The sequence below is a fragment of the Shimia sp. R9_3 genome (assembly GCF_017743755.1).
Taxonomy (GTDB): Bacteria; Pseudomonadota; Alphaproteobacteria; order Rhodobacterales; family Rhodobacteraceae; genus Shimia.
In genome coordinates, this window is sequence record NZ_JAGHRP010000014.1 from 1 (window position 1) to 18,896 (window position 18,896).

The 18,896-nt window shown below is 55.3% G+C and carries 18 protein-coding genes and 1 tRNA gene; 7 read left to right on the forward strand and 12 right to left on the reverse strand.

The features are described 5' to 3' along the window. The first annotated feature begins 49 nt into the window (after window positions 1-49). From J7412_RS20480 to J7412_RS20490, 3 genes are all read left to right on the forward strand, one after another. Window positions 50-126 (forward strand) — tRNA-Met (locus tag J7412_RS20480). A 431-nt stretch (window positions 127-557) separates the two neighbouring features. Continuing rightward, a complete protein-coding gene (locus J7412_RS20485; RefSeq protein WP_209081250.1) occupies window positions 558-1,178 on the forward strand; it encodes a hypothetical protein in 621 nt (206 codons plus the stop codon). A 5-nt stretch (window positions 1,179-1,183) separates the two neighbouring features. Beyond that, window positions 1,184-3,628, forward strand: a complete 2,445-nt coding sequence (locus J7412_RS20490) for a hypothetical protein (RefSeq protein WP_209081258.1) — start codon at window positions 1,184-1,186, stop codon at window positions 3,626-3,628. Between the two features lie 50 nt (window positions 3,629-3,678). On the opposite strand, the gene J7412_RS20495 is transcribed toward J7412_RS20490, so the two are convergent. The 11 genes from J7412_RS20495 to J7412_RS20545 form a co-directional block, all read right to left on the reverse strand. After that, window positions 3,679-4,827, reverse strand: a complete 1,149-nt coding sequence (locus J7412_RS20495; protein ID WP_209081261.1) for a hypothetical protein — start codon at window positions 4,825-4,827, stop codon at window positions 3,679-3,681. Window positions 4,828-5,009: 182 nt separating this feature from the next. Beyond that, the gene (locus tag J7412_RS20500) at window positions 5,010-5,228 is read right to left on the reverse strand and encodes a hypothetical protein (RefSeq protein ID WP_209066021.1); all 219 of its coding nucleotides are present in this window, start codon (window positions 5,226-5,228) and stop codon (window positions 5,010-5,012) included. Window positions 5,229-5,351: 123 nt separating this feature from the next. Next, window positions 5,352-5,600 carry a helix-turn-helix domain-containing protein gene (locus J7412_RS20505; RefSeq protein ID WP_209081269.1) on the reverse strand — a complete coding sequence of 83 codons (249 nt, stop codon included), beginning with the start codon at window positions 5,598-5,600 and terminating at the stop codon, window positions 5,352-5,354. A gap of 83 nt (window positions 5,601-5,683) precedes the next feature. Further along, window positions 5,684-6,412, reverse strand: a complete 729-nt coding sequence (locus tag J7412_RS20510; RefSeq protein WP_209081277.1) for a hypothetical protein — start codon at window positions 6,410-6,412, stop codon at window positions 5,684-5,686. 170 nt (window positions 6,413-6,582) lie between these two features. Continuing rightward, window positions 6,583-7,731 carry a site-specific integrase gene (locus tag J7412_RS20515; protein ID WP_209081279.1) on the reverse strand — a complete coding sequence of 383 codons (1,149 nt, stop codon included), beginning with the start codon at window positions 7,729-7,731 and terminating at the stop codon, window positions 6,583-6,585. 337 nt (window positions 7,732-8,068) lie between these two features. Further along, window positions 8,069-8,455 (reverse strand): hypothetical protein, encoded by a 387-nt coding sequence (locus tag J7412_RS20520; RefSeq protein WP_209081281.1) that lies wholly within the window; start codon window positions 8,453-8,455, stop codon window positions 8,069-8,071. Between the two features lie 564 nt (window positions 8,456-9,019). Then, a complete protein-coding gene (locus J7412_RS20525; protein ID WP_209081283.1) occupies window positions 9,020-10,447 on the reverse strand; it encodes a CDP-glycerol glycerophosphotransferase family protein in 1,428 nt (475 codons plus the stop codon). Next, entirely contained in the window at window positions 10,444-11,583 is a 1,140-nt protein-coding gene (locus J7412_RS20530; protein WP_209081285.1) for a hypothetical protein, read from the reverse strand. The genes J7412_RS20525 and J7412_RS20530 overlap by 4 nt, the downstream gene beginning before the upstream one ends. Before the next feature lie 119 nt (window positions 11,584-11,702). Next, window positions 11,703-12,743, reverse strand: a complete 1,041-nt coding sequence (locus J7412_RS20535; protein WP_209081287.1) for a glutathione S-transferase C-terminal domain-containing protein — start codon at window positions 12,741-12,743, stop codon at window positions 11,703-11,705. Window positions 12,744-12,806: 63 nt separating this feature from the next. After that, on the reverse strand, window positions 12,807-13,373 hold the full coding sequence (locus tag J7412_RS20540) for a hemerythrin domain-containing protein (protein ID WP_247744035.1): 567 nt from the start codon (window positions 13,371-13,373) through the stop codon (window positions 12,807-12,809). Window positions 13,374-13,475: 102 nt separating this feature from the next. Beyond that, window positions 13,476-14,147 (reverse strand): GntR family transcriptional regulator, encoded by a 672-nt coding sequence (locus J7412_RS20545; RefSeq protein ID WP_209081289.1) that lies wholly within the window; start codon window positions 14,145-14,147, stop codon window positions 13,476-13,478. A gap of 84 nt (window positions 14,148-14,231) precedes the next feature. Between J7412_RS20545 and J7412_RS20550 the strand changes: the two genes are divergently transcribed. The 4 genes from J7412_RS20550 (at window position 14,232) to J7412_RS20565 (ending at window position 17,783) form a co-directional block, all read left to right on the forward strand. Next, the gene (locus J7412_RS20550) at window positions 14,232-15,263 is read left to right on the forward strand and encodes an AbrB family transcriptional regulator (RefSeq protein WP_209081291.1); all 1,032 of its coding nucleotides are present in this window, start codon (window positions 14,232-14,234) and stop codon (window positions 15,261-15,263) included. A gap of 96 nt (window positions 15,264-15,359) precedes the next feature. Continuing rightward, complete coding sequence (locus J7412_RS20555; protein ID WP_209081293.1) at window positions 15,360-16,601, forward strand: cytochrome P450; 1,242 nt, start codon at window positions 15,360-15,362, stop codon at window positions 16,599-16,601. Window positions 16,602-16,623: 22 nt separating this feature from the next. After that, a complete protein-coding gene (locus J7412_RS20560; protein ID WP_209081295.1) occupies window positions 16,624-16,944 on the forward strand; it encodes a 2Fe-2S iron-sulfur cluster-binding protein in 321 nt (106 codons plus the stop codon). 5 nt (window positions 16,945-16,949) lie between these two features. Continuing rightward, window positions 16,950-17,783 carry an AraC family transcriptional regulator gene (locus J7412_RS20565; RefSeq protein ID WP_209081297.1) on the forward strand — a complete coding sequence of 278 codons (834 nt, stop codon included), beginning with the start codon at window positions 16,950-16,952 and terminating at the stop codon, window positions 17,781-17,783. 60 nt (window positions 17,784-17,843) lie between these two features. Here J7412_RS20565 and moaA read toward each other — a convergent pair whose 3' ends face one another. After that, complete coding sequence (moaA, locus tag J7412_RS20570) at window positions 17,844-18,848, reverse strand: GTP 3',8-cyclase MoaA (RefSeq protein WP_209081299.1); 1,005 nt, start codon at window positions 18,846-18,848, stop codon at window positions 17,844-17,846. Window positions 18,849-18,896: the final 48 nt, after the last annotated feature.

An 18,896-nucleotide genomic window follows, 5' to 3' on the forward strand; every position in this document is an offset into this window, starting at 1 on the left:
TGAAGGGCGACAGATCTTAAAGCCAACACAGGCCAAAGATCAAAAGCGTCGCGGGATGGAGCAGCCCGGTAGCTCGTCAGGCTCATAACCTGAAGGTCGTAGGTTCAAATCCTACTCCCGCAACCAATTTTACCCCCTTAGATCAATGAACTAGCGACCCAAGGCGCGCTTCTTGCGTTTGCGCTTTAAGAACCGTGGAAGCACTGTGGAAGCAATTGGGGCGGGAAACTAAGTGTGGCACTAGAGCAACTGCAGCCAACTAAGCTAAATGTTACCGTAATGAGCTTTTTTGGCATGCTAGGACCTTTAGGTTCTCGGGGTGTCGAAAGTACAGTCAGGAGCGCTGCTAACATCTCTAGCAAATATGCCCTAATATCCAATAGATGTGGGAAAACGATAAAGCGTTCTAAGAGGACGGTGTTCTCCTTTGGGGCACGCTTGGCTCTCTGAATGCGATTAAGAGTTGTTTTGTTCAGAGCTGCGTTTACAAGCTCTACTAGAGTAGCCGCTGGACTAAATTTTCTCGGCACCCAAGCGAGAGATTCAGGAGAAACAAAATGCGACGTTATTTGGCCGCTTGGCTCTTTGTTGGCCTATCTTTGGCGTTAGGTATTCTGACTCTCTCACTCCTTTCGCAAGAAGATCCCAATCACACCGATCGCGAGATCGAGCGAGCGATTTCTAACGCCTTAAATTATAAGACATCCGTTGGCGGCGAACTTTGGATAGTTAAGGCCATCGGGTGTGAAATAAGCTGGCAGCGTACTACCCTAGCAAGCTGTCAGAACCATAAGCTGGAAACTGAGCAGATCACGACTGTCTTCCTTCCAGAGGTGGAACGATATGATGTTACGGCGTCAGGGCAAACTGGTGTCCTGTCCATAGGATTTGATGAGTATACCACCAATGTCTTCGAGCAAGCACTAAAGCTCATTTATCCAGCTAGCCGAGTTGCATCAGAAAAGCCTGAAAAGTTGCAAAGCGCACATATAGATGCCCTTGGCTATGTCAAATCAAAGGGCGTCATTTCCGGCGGAACTTTTAGAAGCTGTGCGGTAAACAACGGGCTCAATATCAGTCTTACCGCAAAAGTTCAGATTGTTTCGAAACGATCTGAACTCAATAATTTGAAAGAAATCCTAGAGCAGAAAACAGCTCAGTGCAAAAAGAGTGAATAAGACCAATGTCGGAAGCCAACAACGTAATCAACCTAGGTGATCTGTATAAAGGTCCTGAATATCCGGGGAGCGTAACTAATCTGGTCGCGGACGATCTAGAATATTCTGAGATGACAGACTACCAACTTGATTACTTGGCAACTGCTGCTGAGAATGTAGCAGAGTATAAGCAGGAAGTGGCGGGCATTGAAGAACTGGTTGATCAACCTATAGACGGCCTCAGAATCCTTGGTGAGATTGTTACCGGAGGACGTCGCGCTTTGGTCGAAGCGGTGACTGCCATCACAGTAAATCGCGCTGCTACTCAGCTCGCCGAGCGCGCTACTATTCAAGAGTTGGCTGAAATAAATGTCAGAGCCCGGGAAGAACTGTCTAACCGTTCTCTGGGCGGAGATCGAAATTCAAATAGCATACCTACAGATGACTCGAACCCGCAGCCACATCCTGAATGGCACTACCCTTGGAACATCCAAGATTCTGATAATGGATCCTCAGGATCTGATGGTAGCTCAAACTTAGGTGGTTCCGGCGATAACACAAACGGGGGCAGCGCTTCCAACAACACAGGCGACTCTGGTGATAACGATTCTTGGAATGATAGCGGTTATGTCGGGACCCATGAAAATCGCGCTGGCGGGTCACGTGCTACAACAAGACGAACAAACGAAAGTGGTGAGACAACCGGTTATACCCATGAAATATCTGCTCCGGGTTCCAATAGTTCGATAGGATTCAGCGAATCCGCTCGGGATACCTCTGGTCGAGGTCGCTTTGGTGGTGCTGACATCCCAATCATCTTGGACTTGGATGGCGATGGCGTAGAAATCGCTTTTGGCACGCAGGTCTATTTTGACATCGATGAAGATGGCTATCTGGAACAGACGTCTTGGGCCTCTGCGGATGATGGTTTCCTTGTCATTGATCTGAACGCCGACGGCTCCAGAGGCGCTGGCGATGGTGTGATCGACAAGGCCGTTGAGATGATCTGGGGCGATTGGCTGGGCACGGTCAATTCGACCGACCTACAAGTTCTTAGCGTGCTTGAACAACTAAACGATTGGGGCAACGGCGATGGTGTGTTGAATGCCCAAGACACGATGTGGTCTGAGCTGCGCATATGGCAGGATTTGGATCAGGATGCTGTGACGGATGATGGCGAGCTAAAGACGCTTGGAGCGTGGGGCATTACAGAAGTTGCACTATCCTACGATGACGGCTCGGATTTTAACGAGCACGACGATGATATTTCGGTATTTGGCAATACATTGTTTGGACTGTCGTCCTACACGCGCAATGGTGAAGTTGTGGAAGGCGGCGTTGGCGATGTTGCCCTGACTAACAGTACAGAGGGCTGGAAACGCGTAGAAACCACGGTAGGGTTTGACGTGGTTGGGCAAGCCTCTAATGCTGAGGTTCGGCGCTACGTTGAACTTGAGAAGTCTCCCTCCGCAAACATCACGACTTCAGGCAATACCTACGACGGCGTCTATGGTGATGCGCGGAACAATTCGATCAACAGCGCGAGCACCTCAGTTAGCGTTCTTCTTAGCGGAGCAGCCGGAAATGACAGCCTGACCGGTGGGGCGGAAGGCGACATCATTCTTGGCGGTGAAGGTGTCGACAGTTTGATTGGTGGCGCAGGTGATGATCTTCTTGATGCAGGGGGCGGCGGCGAAGATTGGCAGCATCTTCAAGGTCAGGCGGGCAACGACATCTATAGTTACGGGACCGGTGATGGGAAGGCTCAGATAAACTGGGAAGCAGAGAACGCGACGAGTGGCGCGGCGGATCGAGTGTTGTTCCGCGATCTGTCCCTCTCGGATGTGAGCTTCTCGACTTACGAATTCTTAGTAGATATTATAGACTATTCCCCGAATGGTAACGTAGTTATCGGAACTATTCGTTCTTCAAACGGGGTCAATCTCGATATCAACTGGTCCAAGGACGGGCAATCCGGGACACTACGCGTCGCCAATATGGGGGAGCATATCGAAGAGTATGTGTTTGCTGATGGGGCGACTGTTGGCCAAATCAGTTTTGGAGACGGTGGTCTGCGCCTGTCAGGTACATCGGGCGATGACCTTCTGACCGGTTCCGCAACAGGCGCGCGCATTTTGTTTGGCGGTGAAGGTGATGATGTTTTGACCGCGACCTATCGAGGCGGCACTTCTGATCTCTTCGGTCAGGGGGGCAATGACGCATACCGCCTGATCTCTGCCGGTGGCTCAGTTTACATCCATGACGGCGAGGGGGCTAATCGTCTGGAACTTGTCGATGTCGCACTTGCAGAGGTGAGTTTCTCGCAGGATGACACTTTCACGCGTCTGACTTGGGAAGATGCGACGCATGGTATTACTCAGGCGAAGATCCATCGAAGTACCAATTTCGAAGAATTCGCATTCGCTGATGGGACAACATTCTCTAGCCTCGATGAATTTATACTGTCGTAGTTTACTCAGTGTGTTTGTATGAAGAGAGGAAACGGAGCGGGGCGTCGACGCTAATGTAGCTGATACCTCGCCCCAGCCTTCGCGATCCTTTCTGCGAGTGGCTGGTGATGATCTGCCGCCAATCTCTCGAGTGCGCCAACATGCGCTTCCATAAACTCCGGAAACTCATCCGCGCTTACCCCGGACATCGCCGCCCGCGTGACAAACAACCCAAGCAACTGCGCGTCCAGCTCACGCATCTTGGCCATGCGGTTGGCTTTCACCACGTCACAGGGCAGCACGCCTGCGCAATTCTCGTTTAGGTCGTTGCCAATGACATCCTCAAACTGCCGCCAGAGGCCGTGTACGGGCCATCTGGCGCGGTTGCTGTCAGTTGTCGGCATGGCATAGCGCATGCGGCTCAGAGCGTCTGTGAAGGCGTCTCCGATGATGTTGTGAACATCTTCCCAACTGCGCATCTCAAATCGGTTGCGGAGCTGCTTAGAACCTAGCCGCATTTCAAAGCGCCAGACTTGGCTAGCGTCGCGGTCTTTCAAATTCAAAGTTGGTTTGTTTTGTGCCTCAAGGGCGGCGTTCCAGATAGTTAGCCACCCCATTTTGTTTTGCTGAATGATCTCTGCGCGCTTGTCGTAAATCGCGAGCTGGCGGTTGGCGACGGCACCGGCACGCAGGCCAATCACACGCGCGCCGCTGGAGACGGTCGCCGTTTCAGCGACGCCAGTATATTCCGTGACCTTGGTGCCCGGTGGCACAACCAAAGCCTCTCTGTCTGGTTCAAACCATGGGGCGAGGTAGTCTACCGCAAAATCCGCACGAGCCACGCGGAGCTGTGTTTCCACGTACGGAATGCCAAAAGCCGACATGCAGTCCCTAAAGTGGCTCTCAGCACCCTCTAAGCCGCCTGTTGCGAGTCCAAAGGCCCGAAAGTCCACCGTGATGCCGGGATTGTTGGGAATGCGGTCCTCTGGGTCTTGAAAGAGCCAGAAAGCGCCATGATCCCCTGTATGGGCGGTAAAGCCTCGTGCGCCTTTGTTAGTGACGTTGAGCGTGATGTCTCCAAACTCCAAGACACATTCGCCAAGGGTCTCTTTGGCATGGGCTTTGGCAGAGAGCAGCTCTTCGCGGAAACGGGCCGGAATGTCGGTGGTCAGAGTGAACTTCAACCCATCAAACCCATAATGCAGGATCACCCCGTCCATTTACGCTCTCTTTCGTTTTCGTATTCGTGGAGGGGGGTGTTACAAGACCCCCCTCTCTCGCGGCATATTGCGCCGCTGTTTGGTTTTGAGATGTTGGGAAAAGAAACGGGGGCCTTATGGCCCCCTGTGTGCCTCCGGCGGGGCAGCATATGTTTTGGGGCCGGGCATGGCCCGGCGCTGGGTCACTTTGCAGTCAATTGGCGGCCAATCCAGATTTCGGCGCGTTCTGCGCATTTGGCCAGGTTGAGAAGGTCGGAATGATGGAAACTGTTGGTGTTGCGCCATTCGCCGGTGTCGGATTTGTAGCTGCGGGACAGATCAACAGAATAGAACCCGTCATTCTGCCAGACGGTGGCCGTGATCAGGCCGATTTTGAACTTATGTGCAGGCTGGTTTGCCATGGGGGATGTCTTTCAATTGGAATGTGGTTTGAGCGGGGACACAGGACCGTTTCGCCTGCGTCCCCAAGAGCCATCCGGCCCCAAAATCCCGCGCGGCGCTGCCAACCCCAACGCGGGCAAAACTCATGCGGCGGTGTAGGCGCTGGTGCTGTCGTGGCGGCGGACGTTGGCCCATTCCAAGAGATCGCTACGACGGTAACGGACGGAGCGTCCCGATTTGTAGAATTTGGGGCCGTAACCAGTTACCCGCCATTTTTGGATTGTCCGCACGCTCTGACACAGGAAGTCGGCGGCGGTTTTCTCGTCAATAAAGCTGTTCAAATAGTCTTGTGCAGCAGCGCTGCTGTCTTGTGAATGTGTTGTTGTGAGCATCCTTGATTTCCCCTTTTGGATTGGATGCTCTAGCCTTCGCTCAAAACTCAAACAGAAAAAACAACAGTAAAGTACCAGACAATTTACTGTTTTCTGCTTTTCTTTAACTCTTTGAATAAAGGGGTAAAATGTGGTCTTATGCCTTCGTTGGTAGGCTTGTCTGGGTCGACATATTGATCTGGAAAAAATTCCGAAAGAAGCCGACGAACTATGTCGTAGTGAGAATTCGCAGGACGTTTAACGTCGACCAAGCCACGGTTTTCCATGGTGGTAAATACAAACTCGACGTCATCTTTGATCGTCGGTCGGCCCGGTTTGGATTGTGAATGGGCAAGACCTGCGGCCAGCAATGGGTCGTTGTCTTCGCGAACCATTCTCACTCTGACATCCGTGAACACCATAGATTGAAACCTAACCTTTGTTTCATCTAGAGATTTGTTGCTGGTCCAAACCTCAGTTGGTAACTGCACAGGCTGGGTGTCCAAGGTTCTTGGGCGGTCAAAGCCGAAAGCACGATATTGGCCAGTTCTGAGGCGTTTCCTCACTTCCTCAGTTGCGCGTTCCAGAAGTTCACGCTTGGGCCGCGCCAATTCATCGGCCTCCTGCAAGCCGCTTGCAAGCAATTCCAATCCGGGCTGCATTCCTTGTTCTTTGAGCCGCTCTCCAGCTTCCATGACATTGTGGATCCATAGCTTGGATCCGCGATGCGCAACCGCTGCTTCCCATTCTTCTTTGAAAGCTCTTTGGGCAAAAAGTTTCGGTGTATTGGAAAGCCAATGTGAGCCTTTCCAAAGCGCCATGGTGTCTGTCACTGCAAGCCTCGTTTGCATCGTAATTTTGGTTCGTTTCCCTACCCGGGGTATACGCCGGGTAGGGAGCGCATAGGAAGTCTGTTCTCCGGGGTATACCCGCTCTGGCATTACGTACGTAGGATCGTGATTTCCTACGTACCGTATGTAACGGAGATTTTGCTCTACGTAACCTAACCTACCAGCGCACTCAGCCGGGCGGCATTTTCCTCAGCGGCGCGTCTAACAGGATCATCCGCCAAATGCGCATAGCGCATGGTTGTCTGAATTTGCGTGTGCCCAAGCAAGCGCCCCACCATCTGAATGGGCATGCCAGAGGACACCGCATTGGAGGCATAGGTATGGCGCAGGTCGTGAATGCGCACATCGCAAAGACCCGCGCGCTTGCGAATGCGACGCCAAGGTTTCTGCATGTCTGTGGCATAGCCTCCCGGTTGCTTGCCGATGATCACGTAGTGGTTGTCAGGACGCCGTGGCAGGGCGCTCAGGATGGCGCGGGCGGCTTGGGGTAGGGGAATGAGCCGCGCGCCTGTCTTGCTGTCTGGAAGCTCCATGCCGCGATCTGTGATGTAGCTCCACCGCAGGGTTTGAATTTCGCCCAATCGACACCCCGTCAGGATCAGCAGGCGAAACGCCGCGACCACATGGCATGTCTCTGTGCCATCGTGCTCCGCCTCTGTCAGTGCCGTGCCCAGCCGTTGCAGCTCACCTTGGCTCAGATAGCGCTCGCGCTTTTGCTCCCGATACTTGGGAACATGTCGGCAGGGGTTAGAGCCATCAGGGCGCAGGCCCCAGATTTCCGCAAGATTGAACATCTTAGACAACACCCCGAGGGTGCGATTGGCCTGATAAGGTTTGTCGCGAAATTTGTGGTGCAGCTCCGCAATGTCTTTGCGCTCCACATCGACAATCTTGAAAGAGCCGATGGCGGGATTGATAAACAGATCAATGGCGCGGCGATATTCGCCCTGCGTGCTGGGCTTGCAGCGTTCTTTGGCATGTTCTTCAAAGAACCGCTCACACAGCGCTGAAACAGTCGGCGCTCGGCGGTGCTGGGCGATCTCTTCCACAGGGTTCTCACCTTTAGACAATTCGCCCATGATCTCTTTGGCGTGATTGCGGGCTTGCTCTGCGGTGATGTTGCCATGCCGCCCAATGGACGCTCGCCGGGTGCGGCCCCCTTTGCGATATTGCACCTGATAAGTCTTGGTGCCCGATGGCATGATGCGCACCCCAAACCCTTTGATCTCGCTGTCCCATTCGAAGTAGCTTTTAGGGCGTACTTCAAAGCTATCAACGCTGCGTTTGGTTAGTTTTGGCATCGTGTTTTTCTCCGTCTCTGGCCCGTTTGTGGAAGCACTGTGGAAGCAGTTGGGCGCAAATCTTGGAGTAAGGCGTAGAGCTGAGGCGCAATCGCCGTCAATTAAAAAACAATGGATTCAATAAGATAGGGTAGAGGGGCGCAAAAAGGCGCAGACCGTGCAACAACGCCTAACCTCTCTCATAACCTGAAGGTCGTAGGTTCAAATCCTACTCCCGCAACCAATTTTACCCCCTTAGATCAATGAACTAGCGACCCAAGGGGCGCCGCGAGTAAGGTAAGCGCACCAGCGCGTGCTACAACCGTGCTACACAACGCAGCAAACTCAAACACACTGGTCACACACCCCCGCACTGCACCACAAGCCGCCCAAGGGCGGCTTGCTGCGTTTGCGCCCCAACCAAGTGGAAGCACCCTGGAAGCAATTGGAACGGAAAATAGGGTGTGGCGGAAGAGACAACGCGTGGTCTGCTGCCGACATTCACAAAATCTCTGAGCCGGTTGACCCCATCAGGGTGTTTCTCTGGATGCGGCAGGGCCTGTATGGAGGCAGAGCGGCGGAACCGCGCGGGTGGATGACCCACCACCTGCCATCCCTCAGCAGTGATCGCGACGGCCTCCCAGGACTCGCCACCCAAGTCGAGGTAAAGCGTTCGACCGATAGCTGCGATGCGGCTGAACACAGGGTGTGTCTCGCCTTCGAATTTGGCCACGCCTTCCAACATGCGGCGCTTGTCATCGACCTGGGTGGCATTGGAGGGCGCTTTGCCTTCGCTGATGTAGTGCTGTTAGGCGAGGTAGTCCCGGAACGTACGGCTTCCGATTTCCCAATGCTCAAAACGGCCTTTCCTACGTATCGTAGCGTATGGCTCCCCTTGAGGGGTTTTCTACGGTTCTAACCCTTCGACGGTCGGAGCGCTTGTCTCGCTCTCAGGCGAAGCGGTTTTCCTACGTACGTATGTTTCGGGAACATGCGGGCTGTTTGCCGCCTTTTGCTGTGTCGTATGTACGTACGTAGAAAAGCTATTGGGCAGATTGGGGGGCTGAGCTCCCACCCCGTGCTACATCCCTGCCACGCCACACAGCAATCTCAACCACACTCGCGACCTGAACCTCATGTTTCACAAATGCCGCCTCCGGACGGCATTTGTGCTCTTGCTCCGTCACCTAGTGGAAGCACCGTGGAAGCAACAATAGCGGGAAATGGCGTGCGAAAGTGACGCCGCATTCTGTTTCGCGACCTTGGCGCCGGTAGATAGGATTCCAGAATGGAAGCGTCTTCTACATCGCTAACGGCAGGCATCTGCGCTCCTGCTGAGAGCCTCTTCGCACGCCATCTTAAACAGCGCTCCATTGGAGTGAGCAGCGTTTCCGAGCGCATACTCTTTCATGCGTCGCCGATTTTCGGTCAGAGGATCACTATCAAAACACTCAACAATGAGCTCTCGAAGATTTTGCGCATCAGGTGACGCCAGATAGCCTGCTGAAACGCTTGGATAAGCCTCAAGCTGTTTTTTTGTGTAGCCGCGTGGATTGGTCACGACAATGGGTTTTTCTGTCGCCAGAAAATCGATGACCGTTGATGATATGTCGCTGATCAGCAGATCGGCTTCAGCATAGAGTGTCATTGGATCCTCCTCCGGGTGCGCCATGCGGGAGGCGACACCTTCGGGAAGCTTCTGGGCAGTTTGCTCGATGCGGGCAGAGATCTCAGGCCATTTGGCATCTTTAAAGGTCAGCGGATGGGGTTTGAAAATGACATCAACCTTGAGGCCAGAGTGGTAGACCTGATGCAAAATGGTATGGGCTTGGGAGAGAGAGCAAAAATTACTGTCCTCAAACATACCTTCCCAAGTGGTCATATAGAGGATGGTCTTACGCGTTGGGTCTTTCGGGCCGGTCTGTTTCGGCAGAGTGATTTGGGGGCGTCCCACGATGCGGAACTTTTCTTGGGGGATGTGAACGCCATGCCGGGCATACCGATCAATGGCCATTTCACCTGCCACGAACAGATGATCGTAGATCACCGACATTGGATTGTAGCTGGGAGGTTTATCGCTGTCGCCATGCAGCAGCTGTATGTGGGTGACCTTTGGATTGGCCGCAATTACCGGGAGATTGGACATGCTGTTGTTGACGTAGAACAGGACCTCGATGTTGGATGGCAGAAAGGCGGTTTGGCTGGGGAAGTCTTCGACAACTAAGACTTCAAGGAGATCGGACTTCGGGAAGTGACGGAGGTGCTTTCGTTCCCTTAGAATGATGACGAAAGGCTCATTCAAAGACAGCAATGGTTTCAGCCACATGGTGACTTGATAGGGTGTTGCCAGTCTCGGTTCCGAAAAATAGAGCGCCATGCGAGTGCGCCGAATTTTTGGATGTCGGAGGGCTTGCATGTAGCGAGGCAGTTGGCAGCGTTTGGCCTCAGTGACTGCAAGTTGCATCACGCCGCAGCGGACCGCTAAGCAGAGAGATGTCGCACCTAGTGTGAGCCACATGGCGTAGTCGCTGACCATACCGATTGCCGAAGCAACTAATCCGAAAAGGCATAGACCATGGCCCGCCAGTTTCAGCGGCGGCGAAGTTTGATGCACGGTCTCTGGTAAAGAGCAAACTGCGGATTTGGCTGTGACGCGAGCCAACCGGTTCCGTGACCAGACTTCAGCCCCTATGATCAGCGCTGCCATCAGAACGTGCACTATGAGCGACAGGGTCATGCTGCCTGCTCAGGTTGGGGCTCGCCGCAGGGTGGGACACCATGGAAGGCGGGGTGGTTGTTCACAATCCGCGCTGCAATATCGCCAAAGGCGGAGGCGCGCCATCTTGCGGCTTGTGCTGCGCTGCGCGCGATAACTTTGGCATAAAGCGCTGTGTTTTTGGGCAGTTGTTCTGCAGCCTTCAGGGAAGAGAACTCAGTCACCAGGACATGCTCAAACCGTGTGTAGCGCGTGAAATGGCTGTTTTTGGGGTGGTCGTTGGCGTAGAGGATCGTCTGTAGGTCAGGTTGCGCGCAATGATGCAGGGCGGAGAGTTTCTCAGCGTGCCAAAGATGCTGTGGATCCAGTTTGCGCAGCTCGTCAAATGCGGTTTGCTCGCGGACAATCAGAACATATGCGCGTCCAAGATCATCGAGTTTTTCACAGAGTGATTTGGTTGCGCTCAAATGGGCCCGGCCAGTGCCCGCGTGATAGATTGCCACCGATGCCGGTGCGGCTTGCAACTGGCGGGTCAGGAGGCCGGATACTTCCTTTGCAAACACTGCATGGTTGGTGCGATCAACCCGTTTGGTAAGTTCCGTCAGGAAGACCGCAGCGGCGCCTGCGAGACCAGGTAGAAACGCCCATGTGTAAGGCACGTCAAGGCCGGCGACGTGCATCATCAGCGCAGCTAAGGACAAAGCGGCCATAGCGCAGCGCAGCAGGTAGAGGTATCGCTTGCTGAGATCAGCGATATAGGGGGGCGGTAGAGTGTCTGAGTGGCAAACCTGCGCTTGAAGATGCTTGGAGTGTCGGTCGCAAAGGCGCACGGCGAGGTAGCAAATACAGATTGCCGCATTCGTTGCTGCGCCCGCCAAGACGAAGCTTGCTGAAAAGCCAAAGGTCACACCCAGAAAAGCCCAGCAAACTGCGAGAAGTGGCGGCAGCAGTATTTCCGGAAAGGTGTTGAGTACCTTCGCTTTACTGGTGATCAGCTTACCGTGTTGCGAGACTGTAAGAAACACTGGAACGTGCACGAGTATCGCCAAAAAGATGACGGGCAGGTTCTCCGGTGCGCGCGCTGGCGCGGGCAGCCACATAACACCGCAAACTGCGATCAGTGCCAGCACAGCAGGCAAGAAGAGTTTGAACGTCATGACAAGCCTTCTGCTCGAAGCGCAGCGGTCTGCGCTGGGGATCCAAAGATAATTTGACCAAAATTGGTGTGTATTTCTTTAAAGCCAGGACGATCGTTATGGTGCTGAGGGGGGGCAGGTTACCTTTCATCACGCGCGAGTTCAGGATGAAGATAGGCTTCCGGGTAAGTCATCGGTTTGTCTGGGCCAAGCGGGATGACATTGTTCCAGGTCCGGCCAAAATACCCTTGGCGGCAATGGATAAGCGAGCTGCTGTCAGCGACGCCGGGCAGGGCATACACCCGGCACAGCCAGCGCCAGAGGTGCGGATAGTCGAGGATCTTTGCGCCGTTGAGTTTCATGCGGATGTAGTAGACGGGGTCGTGGCGGTAGAGCGTTGGAAACAGACGCAAGTCTGCCTCAGTGAAATGCTCTCCCATCAGGAAAGGCCGATTGTCTGCCGACAGGTGATCTTCAAGCGTTTGAAGGGCGGAGAAATAGGCGGTGTATGCCCCTTCATAGACGTCCTGGCGCGAAGAGAAGCCTGCTTTGTAAGCGCCGTTGTTGATTGCTGTGTACGTCAGGGTGTTGAGTGTCTCGATCTCCACGCGCAGCTTTGTGCTTTCAGGATACAGATCCGGCCTTTGCCCTGTGGGGAATTTGCTGCCAAGCGCCGCGGCATGGGCGTTGAGCATCCGGATGATCTCTGCGCTTTCATTGGAGACAATGCGCTCGGTGCGTTTGTCATAGAGGATTGGCACACTCTTCTCGCTCGCCCCTTCAGCGGCATAGATCTCGGCGGCGAGACGGAAGTTTTGCGTACTGCCTGTGTCAGCGGTGCATTCAGGAAGTGGCGCGCCTGTGACCGGGGAAATGCGATCAGGATTGAACTCCCACAGATTGGGGCCAGCCGGATCAGATTCCCCGGTGCGGGTTGGGAAGGCGACACTCATCGAAAGAGTGTCCTGCAGGCCGAGGATGTTGCGGGCGAGGGTTACGCGATGGCACCACGGACAATTGAGCGCAACATAGAGGTGGTAGCGGTCAGCTTCAGGTGGGAAGTCACCGTCAGGATCAAGCCAATGGCGAAACCCGCTGAGGCCGCGCACAAATTCACCGGAGGCGCGGCGGGCCGTTGCGTTTTTCTGGTCTTCTTCGGTTGTGATGCTCTTGCCAGTCATTGTGCCACCCTGTTTGCATATGAAGGCGCCGCTAGCGGCGGCACCCATGGTTGTTACTTTGCCCTATCCACGCAGTTTGTGGTGCAAAATGATGGGTACGGCGAGGTCTTCCTCATCACCAAGGTGGCGCGCAAGAAAGGCCTCAATGGTTTCAGCATGCGCGTGCACTGCACCTGCCTCCTCATACATCGCGGCCTCATCGAGCTGGCTGAGCTTGATGGTGCGGTTTGCGGATTTTGTGAAACCATCCAGAACCTGGTCGAGGTCGTGGTGGTCTTTCTCCAAAATCTCAAGTCCGGCATCAAAACGCGGGTCCGCTTCCGAGAGTTCGGGAAAGTAACGATGGTCTTCCCAGCCGTGGTGGCCATGCAAGTTGCGCACCAAAGCATTGCCATAATAAGCCAAGCGTCCGGCATACTCCTGCGTTTCACGCTGGCCATCGAGATAGAGCTCCGCATCAGCGCGGATAAGCTCGCCGAGCTGGCGAAACATCTGGTGTGCGCCAAGCCATCGTCGGGTGGCATCCCTAAAGTTGGGGTGGGCCTCCCAGGCTTCACGCGGATAGGCATTGAGCAGGCGCCGCATGTCATCAGGCATCGGCGTTGTTCGGATGTGGGACAATTCAATCATGGCGTCCTCCTTTCATGACAAAAGGTAAGCCGCCTTGGAGGGCTTTCATCTGCACACACGCGCACAGAGGGGCTGCGAATTTGAAGGGGTCTTTGTGGGCGCTTAAAGCGTGTTGGGGTCGTCGAAATCGACGCGCAGGGCGCGGATGCGGGCACGCTGACCGGCGATGATATGTGCTCGCATGGCCGCTTCGGCAGCGTCGCCATCGCGCGTTACAAGCGCATCCAGAATCGCCTGATGTTCCGCAAGCGCATTTTCATAGCGTTCCGTATCGGCCAACGTGGTGCGGCCCAAAATCAGCATGGCCTTTTGCAGGCTGAGCATGGACTTGGTGAGAAAACGGTTCTTCGCCGCGTTCAAAAGCGCCAAGTGAAATTGGCGATTGAGACGCGATGCTTCTGTGCCTGCACCACTTTGCGAAAGAGCGTCGCTGATCGCACCAAGTTCGGCGATCTCCACGTCAGAGGCGGCGCGGGCGGCCATGCGCGCGGCCGTGCATTCCAGCACAACCCGCATTTCATAGAGCTCCATGACTTCAGAGTAGTCCAAGCGCCGGACGGTTGCTCCGACGCGAGGCAGGTGCGTCACCAGCCCATCCGCTTCCAATTGGCGAATGGCCTCCCGCACCGGCGTGCGGCTGATGCTGAAGCGGGTGGCAAGGTCTGTTTCCCGCAGGCGATCACCTGGCGAAAGACGCCCCTCTCGAATTTCCTGCAACAAGGCGCTGTAGGCCGCGTTGCCTTGAAGCCCATCTTGAGATGAGGTGCCATCCATTTTGGTCCACCAGCGTTGCCTTGAATTATTGTGTCCAGATGTATACAAAAGGATGCATATCGTCAATCACGATAGGAATCACCCGTGTCTCTTTTGCGTATTCGCGCGTTCACCTTTGCGGTGGCCGCCTTTGGTGCTGTTGCGTTCTGGGCCGTTGGCCTGCCTCTGCCGTTTCTGTTTGGACCAATGGCGGCTTGTTTGGTGGCCGCCCTTTCAGGGGCCAAGCTGGCTGGATTTGGCCAAGTCACGGCGGCGGCGCGCACAATCCTTGGCGTGGCTGTTGGCACGTCGGTGACACCCGAGGTGATGGCAGAGATCCCGAATATGGCTGCCAGCATCGCGCTGGTGCCGCTCTATATTGCTGTGATCGGGCTTGTTGGGGTGCCTTTCTTTCGCAAGATCTGTGGATTTGACGCTGTCACGGCTTACTACGCGGCGATGCCCGGCGGGCTTCAGGATATGATCCTGTTTGGCAAAGAAGCGGGCGGGAACGCGCGTATTTTGTCCCTGATCCATGCGACGCGGGTTCTGGTGATCGTGACTGTGGCTCCGATCCTGTTGATCTCCATCTATGGGGTTGGGCTCTCCAACCCCATTGGCCAGCCGGCTGCAGATCTGCGGCTCGGAGAGATGGCGCTGATGGTTGGCGCGGCAGTCGTTGGTTGGAAAGGTGGCGAGCGTATCGGACTTTTTGGCGCGAGTATTCTGGGGCCATTGATTGTCTCTGCCGCGTTGACGCTTGGCGGCTTTATCCATTCCCGGCCCCCGGCAGAGGCGATCCTCGTTGCGCAGTTCTTCATCGGGGTGGTGATCGGCGTGCACTACGTGGGGGTGACTCTGCGCGAGCTGCGCTCCGTTGTGCTGTCTGGGCTGGCGTTTATGTGCGTTCTTGCAGTGCTTGCAGCGTGTTTTGCCGAACTGGTGACGCTATTGGGATTGGCCCCGTCCATGGAAGCCTTTTTGGCCTTTGCCCCCGGCGGACAGGCGGAAATGACCATCTTGGCCATCGTGACCGGCGCGGATCTGGGCTTTGTCATCGCGCACCACCTGACCCGAATAGTTGTTGTGATCCTTGGGGCGCCTCTGGTGGCGCGCTTGCTGCGTGCGCGGACTTAGATGGGTGCGACTATTGTCTAGGTGATTTGGAGGATTTTACATTCTATTACACCGTGGCTCTCAGTATGGTCCGCCCGCGTAGCAAATGAGGTCGCCATGACGCAAGACACCCCAGCCACGGTTTTACTTGATCCACATGGAGCCGAGTTCGCGGCTGATCCGTATTCGACTTATGCGGCTCTGCGCGCATTGGATGGGCCTTATTATTATGAGGAAATCGACACCTGGATGTTGACGCGTATGGCAGACGTAGAGGCTGTGGCGCTCAACAAAACCATGTTGCGCAACAACGAAGCCTTTATCTCTGAGGAGGCGCGTCTGGCCCAGCAACGGGCGATCAATTTCCACGACATGCCGCATCATGAACGTTTTGTGCAGGTGAACCTGTTGGAAAGCGAAGGCGCAACCCATGATCGGTTGCGCAAGGTGGTGTTTCGCGAGTTCACCCCTGCGATGATCGCACGGCAACGCGAGGCGATCCAAAGTTTTGTCGACCGTTTACTCGACGGCCTGAGCGATCAGGACGAGGTGGATTTTGTCGGCGATTTCGCCGCCCACGTCCCCGGCCATATCATTGGCCGTATCTTGGGGGTGCCAGACGAAGATTGCCCGCAGCTGCGCCATTGGTCCGAGGAAGTGGTGCGCTTCTTTGATCCCGGTCGCGTTGATGAGGACAAGGCGCGGGCAGAACAGGCGACAAAAGAATTCTACGAATACCTTCTGGATCTATTGGCGGAGCGCGAAAAAGCGTCGCAGGATGATCTGCTCTCGCGTCTGATCAGCCACCGCGACGAGGGACGGCTCAGCCAAGATGAGCTGATCTCCACTGCCATGTTGATCCTGATGGCAGGGCATGGCTCCACCATTGATGTGCTGGGCAGTGGCATGCACGCGTTGCTGCGGTATCCTGAGCAGCATGACCGCCTGCGCGAAGATCCGTCGCTGATGAAGACAGCGGTGCAGGAAATGTTCCGCTATGAGTCTCCGCTGCCGTTCTTTCACCGCTTCGCAACGGAAGAGACCGAAGTTGGCGGCAAGCTCTTTCCGGCTGGGACGCGGTTTGGCCTGCTTTATGGCGCAGCGAACCGTGATCCCGCGCGGTTTGAAAACCCTGATAAATTTGATGTCGGACGTACCCCGAACCGGCACATGGCCTTTGGCGGCGGGGGGCATTTCTGTCTCGGCAACCATTTGGCGCGACTGGATATGGACGTCATATTCTCCACATTGAACACCCGCTTTGCCTCGATCTCTTTGGCAGAGGAAACCCCTGAATATAAACGCGGTTTGTCCGTGCGTGGCCCAAAGGCGCTGCGTGTGGCTTGGCAGCGCGCCTGAGCGAGACGGAAAGAAATAGCAAATGATCAAAGTGACCTTTGTCGAAGCCAACGGAAACCGGATTGAGGCCACGGCCAAGGCTGGTGACACCTTGATGCAGGCTGCGGTTGGCGCAGGTGTTGCGGCCATTGCCGCTGAATGCGGAGGCGCCTGTGCGTGCGGCACCTGCCATTGCGTTCTGTCTGAGGACTGGTTTAGCCGCGTGCCCGCACCGGCGTCTGATGAGGCGGATATGTTGGATTTCGTCATCGACCCGCAGCCCACCAGCCGGTTGAGCTGTCAGGTTGTTATTGGCGAAGACATGCAGGGGATCGAGGTTCAGGTTCCGGACTCTCAAATTTAAACCCCATGACGACAGCTGCGGAAGACACGAAGATTTACTTTGCCACAGGGCAGGGCGGAGAGTCCGTTTGGCCCTACCATGTGCCCGTAGGCGGGCGCACCTTGGCGCATCACGACACTGGTATGGTGCGCCGAAACTACAATGAGCATGTGCTGATCTATACGCTCTCCGGCACTGGGCATGTGGACATTGGCGAGACGCGGCATGCCGCCGGAGCTGAGAGCCTTGCCTGGATTGATACAGCACGCGCCTATGCGCATGGAGCGGCAGCACAGGCACCCTGGCGCTATGTTTGGCTTTCGATCCGGGGGCATGGGGTGGATGCTCTCTTTGAAAGGTTGGGATTTGCCCAAAATCCCGTGGCGTCGGATCTGTCTCACCTTGCTGGGAGCTTTGAGCAGATCTTGCGTGAGCTTTCAGCAGAAGCAGAAGGGGAAAGTGCCACCATCAACGCCGCGGTGTCGCAAATTTTGGCGCAGCTGTTTGAGCGTCGCAGCAATGCGGCTGGAGTGGCCAAAGATGAGCCGATGGCCGCACTAAGGGCGCACCTTCGCCGGGATTTGCAACGGGCCTGGCGTATTCCGGATATGGCGCAGATCACCGGTTTGAGCCATTCGCAACTCTTTCGCCGTTTTCGGGATGAAGCAGGGGTAAGCCCGATCGTTTGGCTGCGGCGAGAGCGTATGGCGGTGGCGGCGTATCTGCTGCGCAGCACAGATGAGCGTGTGGCGCAAATCGCTGCGCGTTGCGGCTATCCCGATCCTTTCCACTTTAGCCGTGATTTCAAGCTGGAGCAGGGCTGCGCGCCCCGCAACTACAGAGCACAGTTTCGCGCATAAAAAGAGCCGCATGTTGCGGCTCTTGGGCTTAGGCGATTTCTGATAAGCAGGCTTCGAAGATCAGCCGCCTGTGTGGCTCATGTGGCGTGACATCTGACCATCCACCTGTTGGCGGGAATAGTCAAAATCGTGCCCCTTCGGCTTGAGTGCAATTGCGGCACGAATGGCATCTTCCAGCGCCGCATCGCTTTCACTGCCACGCAATGGAGCACGCAGATCCGCCATATCCTCTTGGCCGAGACACATGAAAAGCTGTCCGGTGCAGGTGAGACGCACGCGATTGCAGCTTTCGCAGAAATTGTGGGTCATGGGCGTGATGAAGCCGATTTTTTGTCCGGTCTCTTCCAGTCGCACATAGCGGGCAGGGCCGCCGGTACGCTCAGGCAAATCTGTCAGCGTATAGCGCTCGGCCAGTCGCGCCCGCAGATCTTTGAGGGACCAATACTGATCAAGGCGATCTTCATTGCCAAGATCTCCCATGGGCATCACTTCAATCCAGGTAATGTCCATGTCGCGCGAGGCGCACCACTCTGCGAGCGTGAACAATTCATCCTCATTGAAGCCTTTGAGCGCCACCGCATTGATCTTAATGCGCAGGCCCGCATCTTGTGCGGCGTCCAGACCACGCAACACTTGTTGCAAGCGGCCCCAGCGGGTGATGTCGGCAAACTTGTCTTCGTCAATCGTGTCGAGAGAGACATTCACGCGACGCACACCACACGCATAGAGCTCTTCGGCAAAGCGCTCGAGCTGTGAGCCGTTGGTTGTCAGCGTCAATTCTTTGAGTGCCCCGCTGTCCAGATGGCGTTTCATGCCTTTAAAAAAGGTCATGATGTCGCGACGCACCAGTGGCTCGCCACCTGTAATCCGCAGCTTTTCCACGCCCAGACGGATGAAGGTAGAGCACATCCGATCAAGCTCTTCGAGCGTCAGAAGTTCTTTCTTCGGCAGAAACGTCATGTTTTCCGCCATGCAATAGACGCAGCGAAAATCGCAACGGTCGGTCACGGACACACGCAGGTAGTTTACGGCGCGATGGAACGGATCAATCAAAGGAGCTGTCATGGGGAGAACGTAGTCACGCGGCGCGGGCAGGGCAAGGGCGGCGAAAGT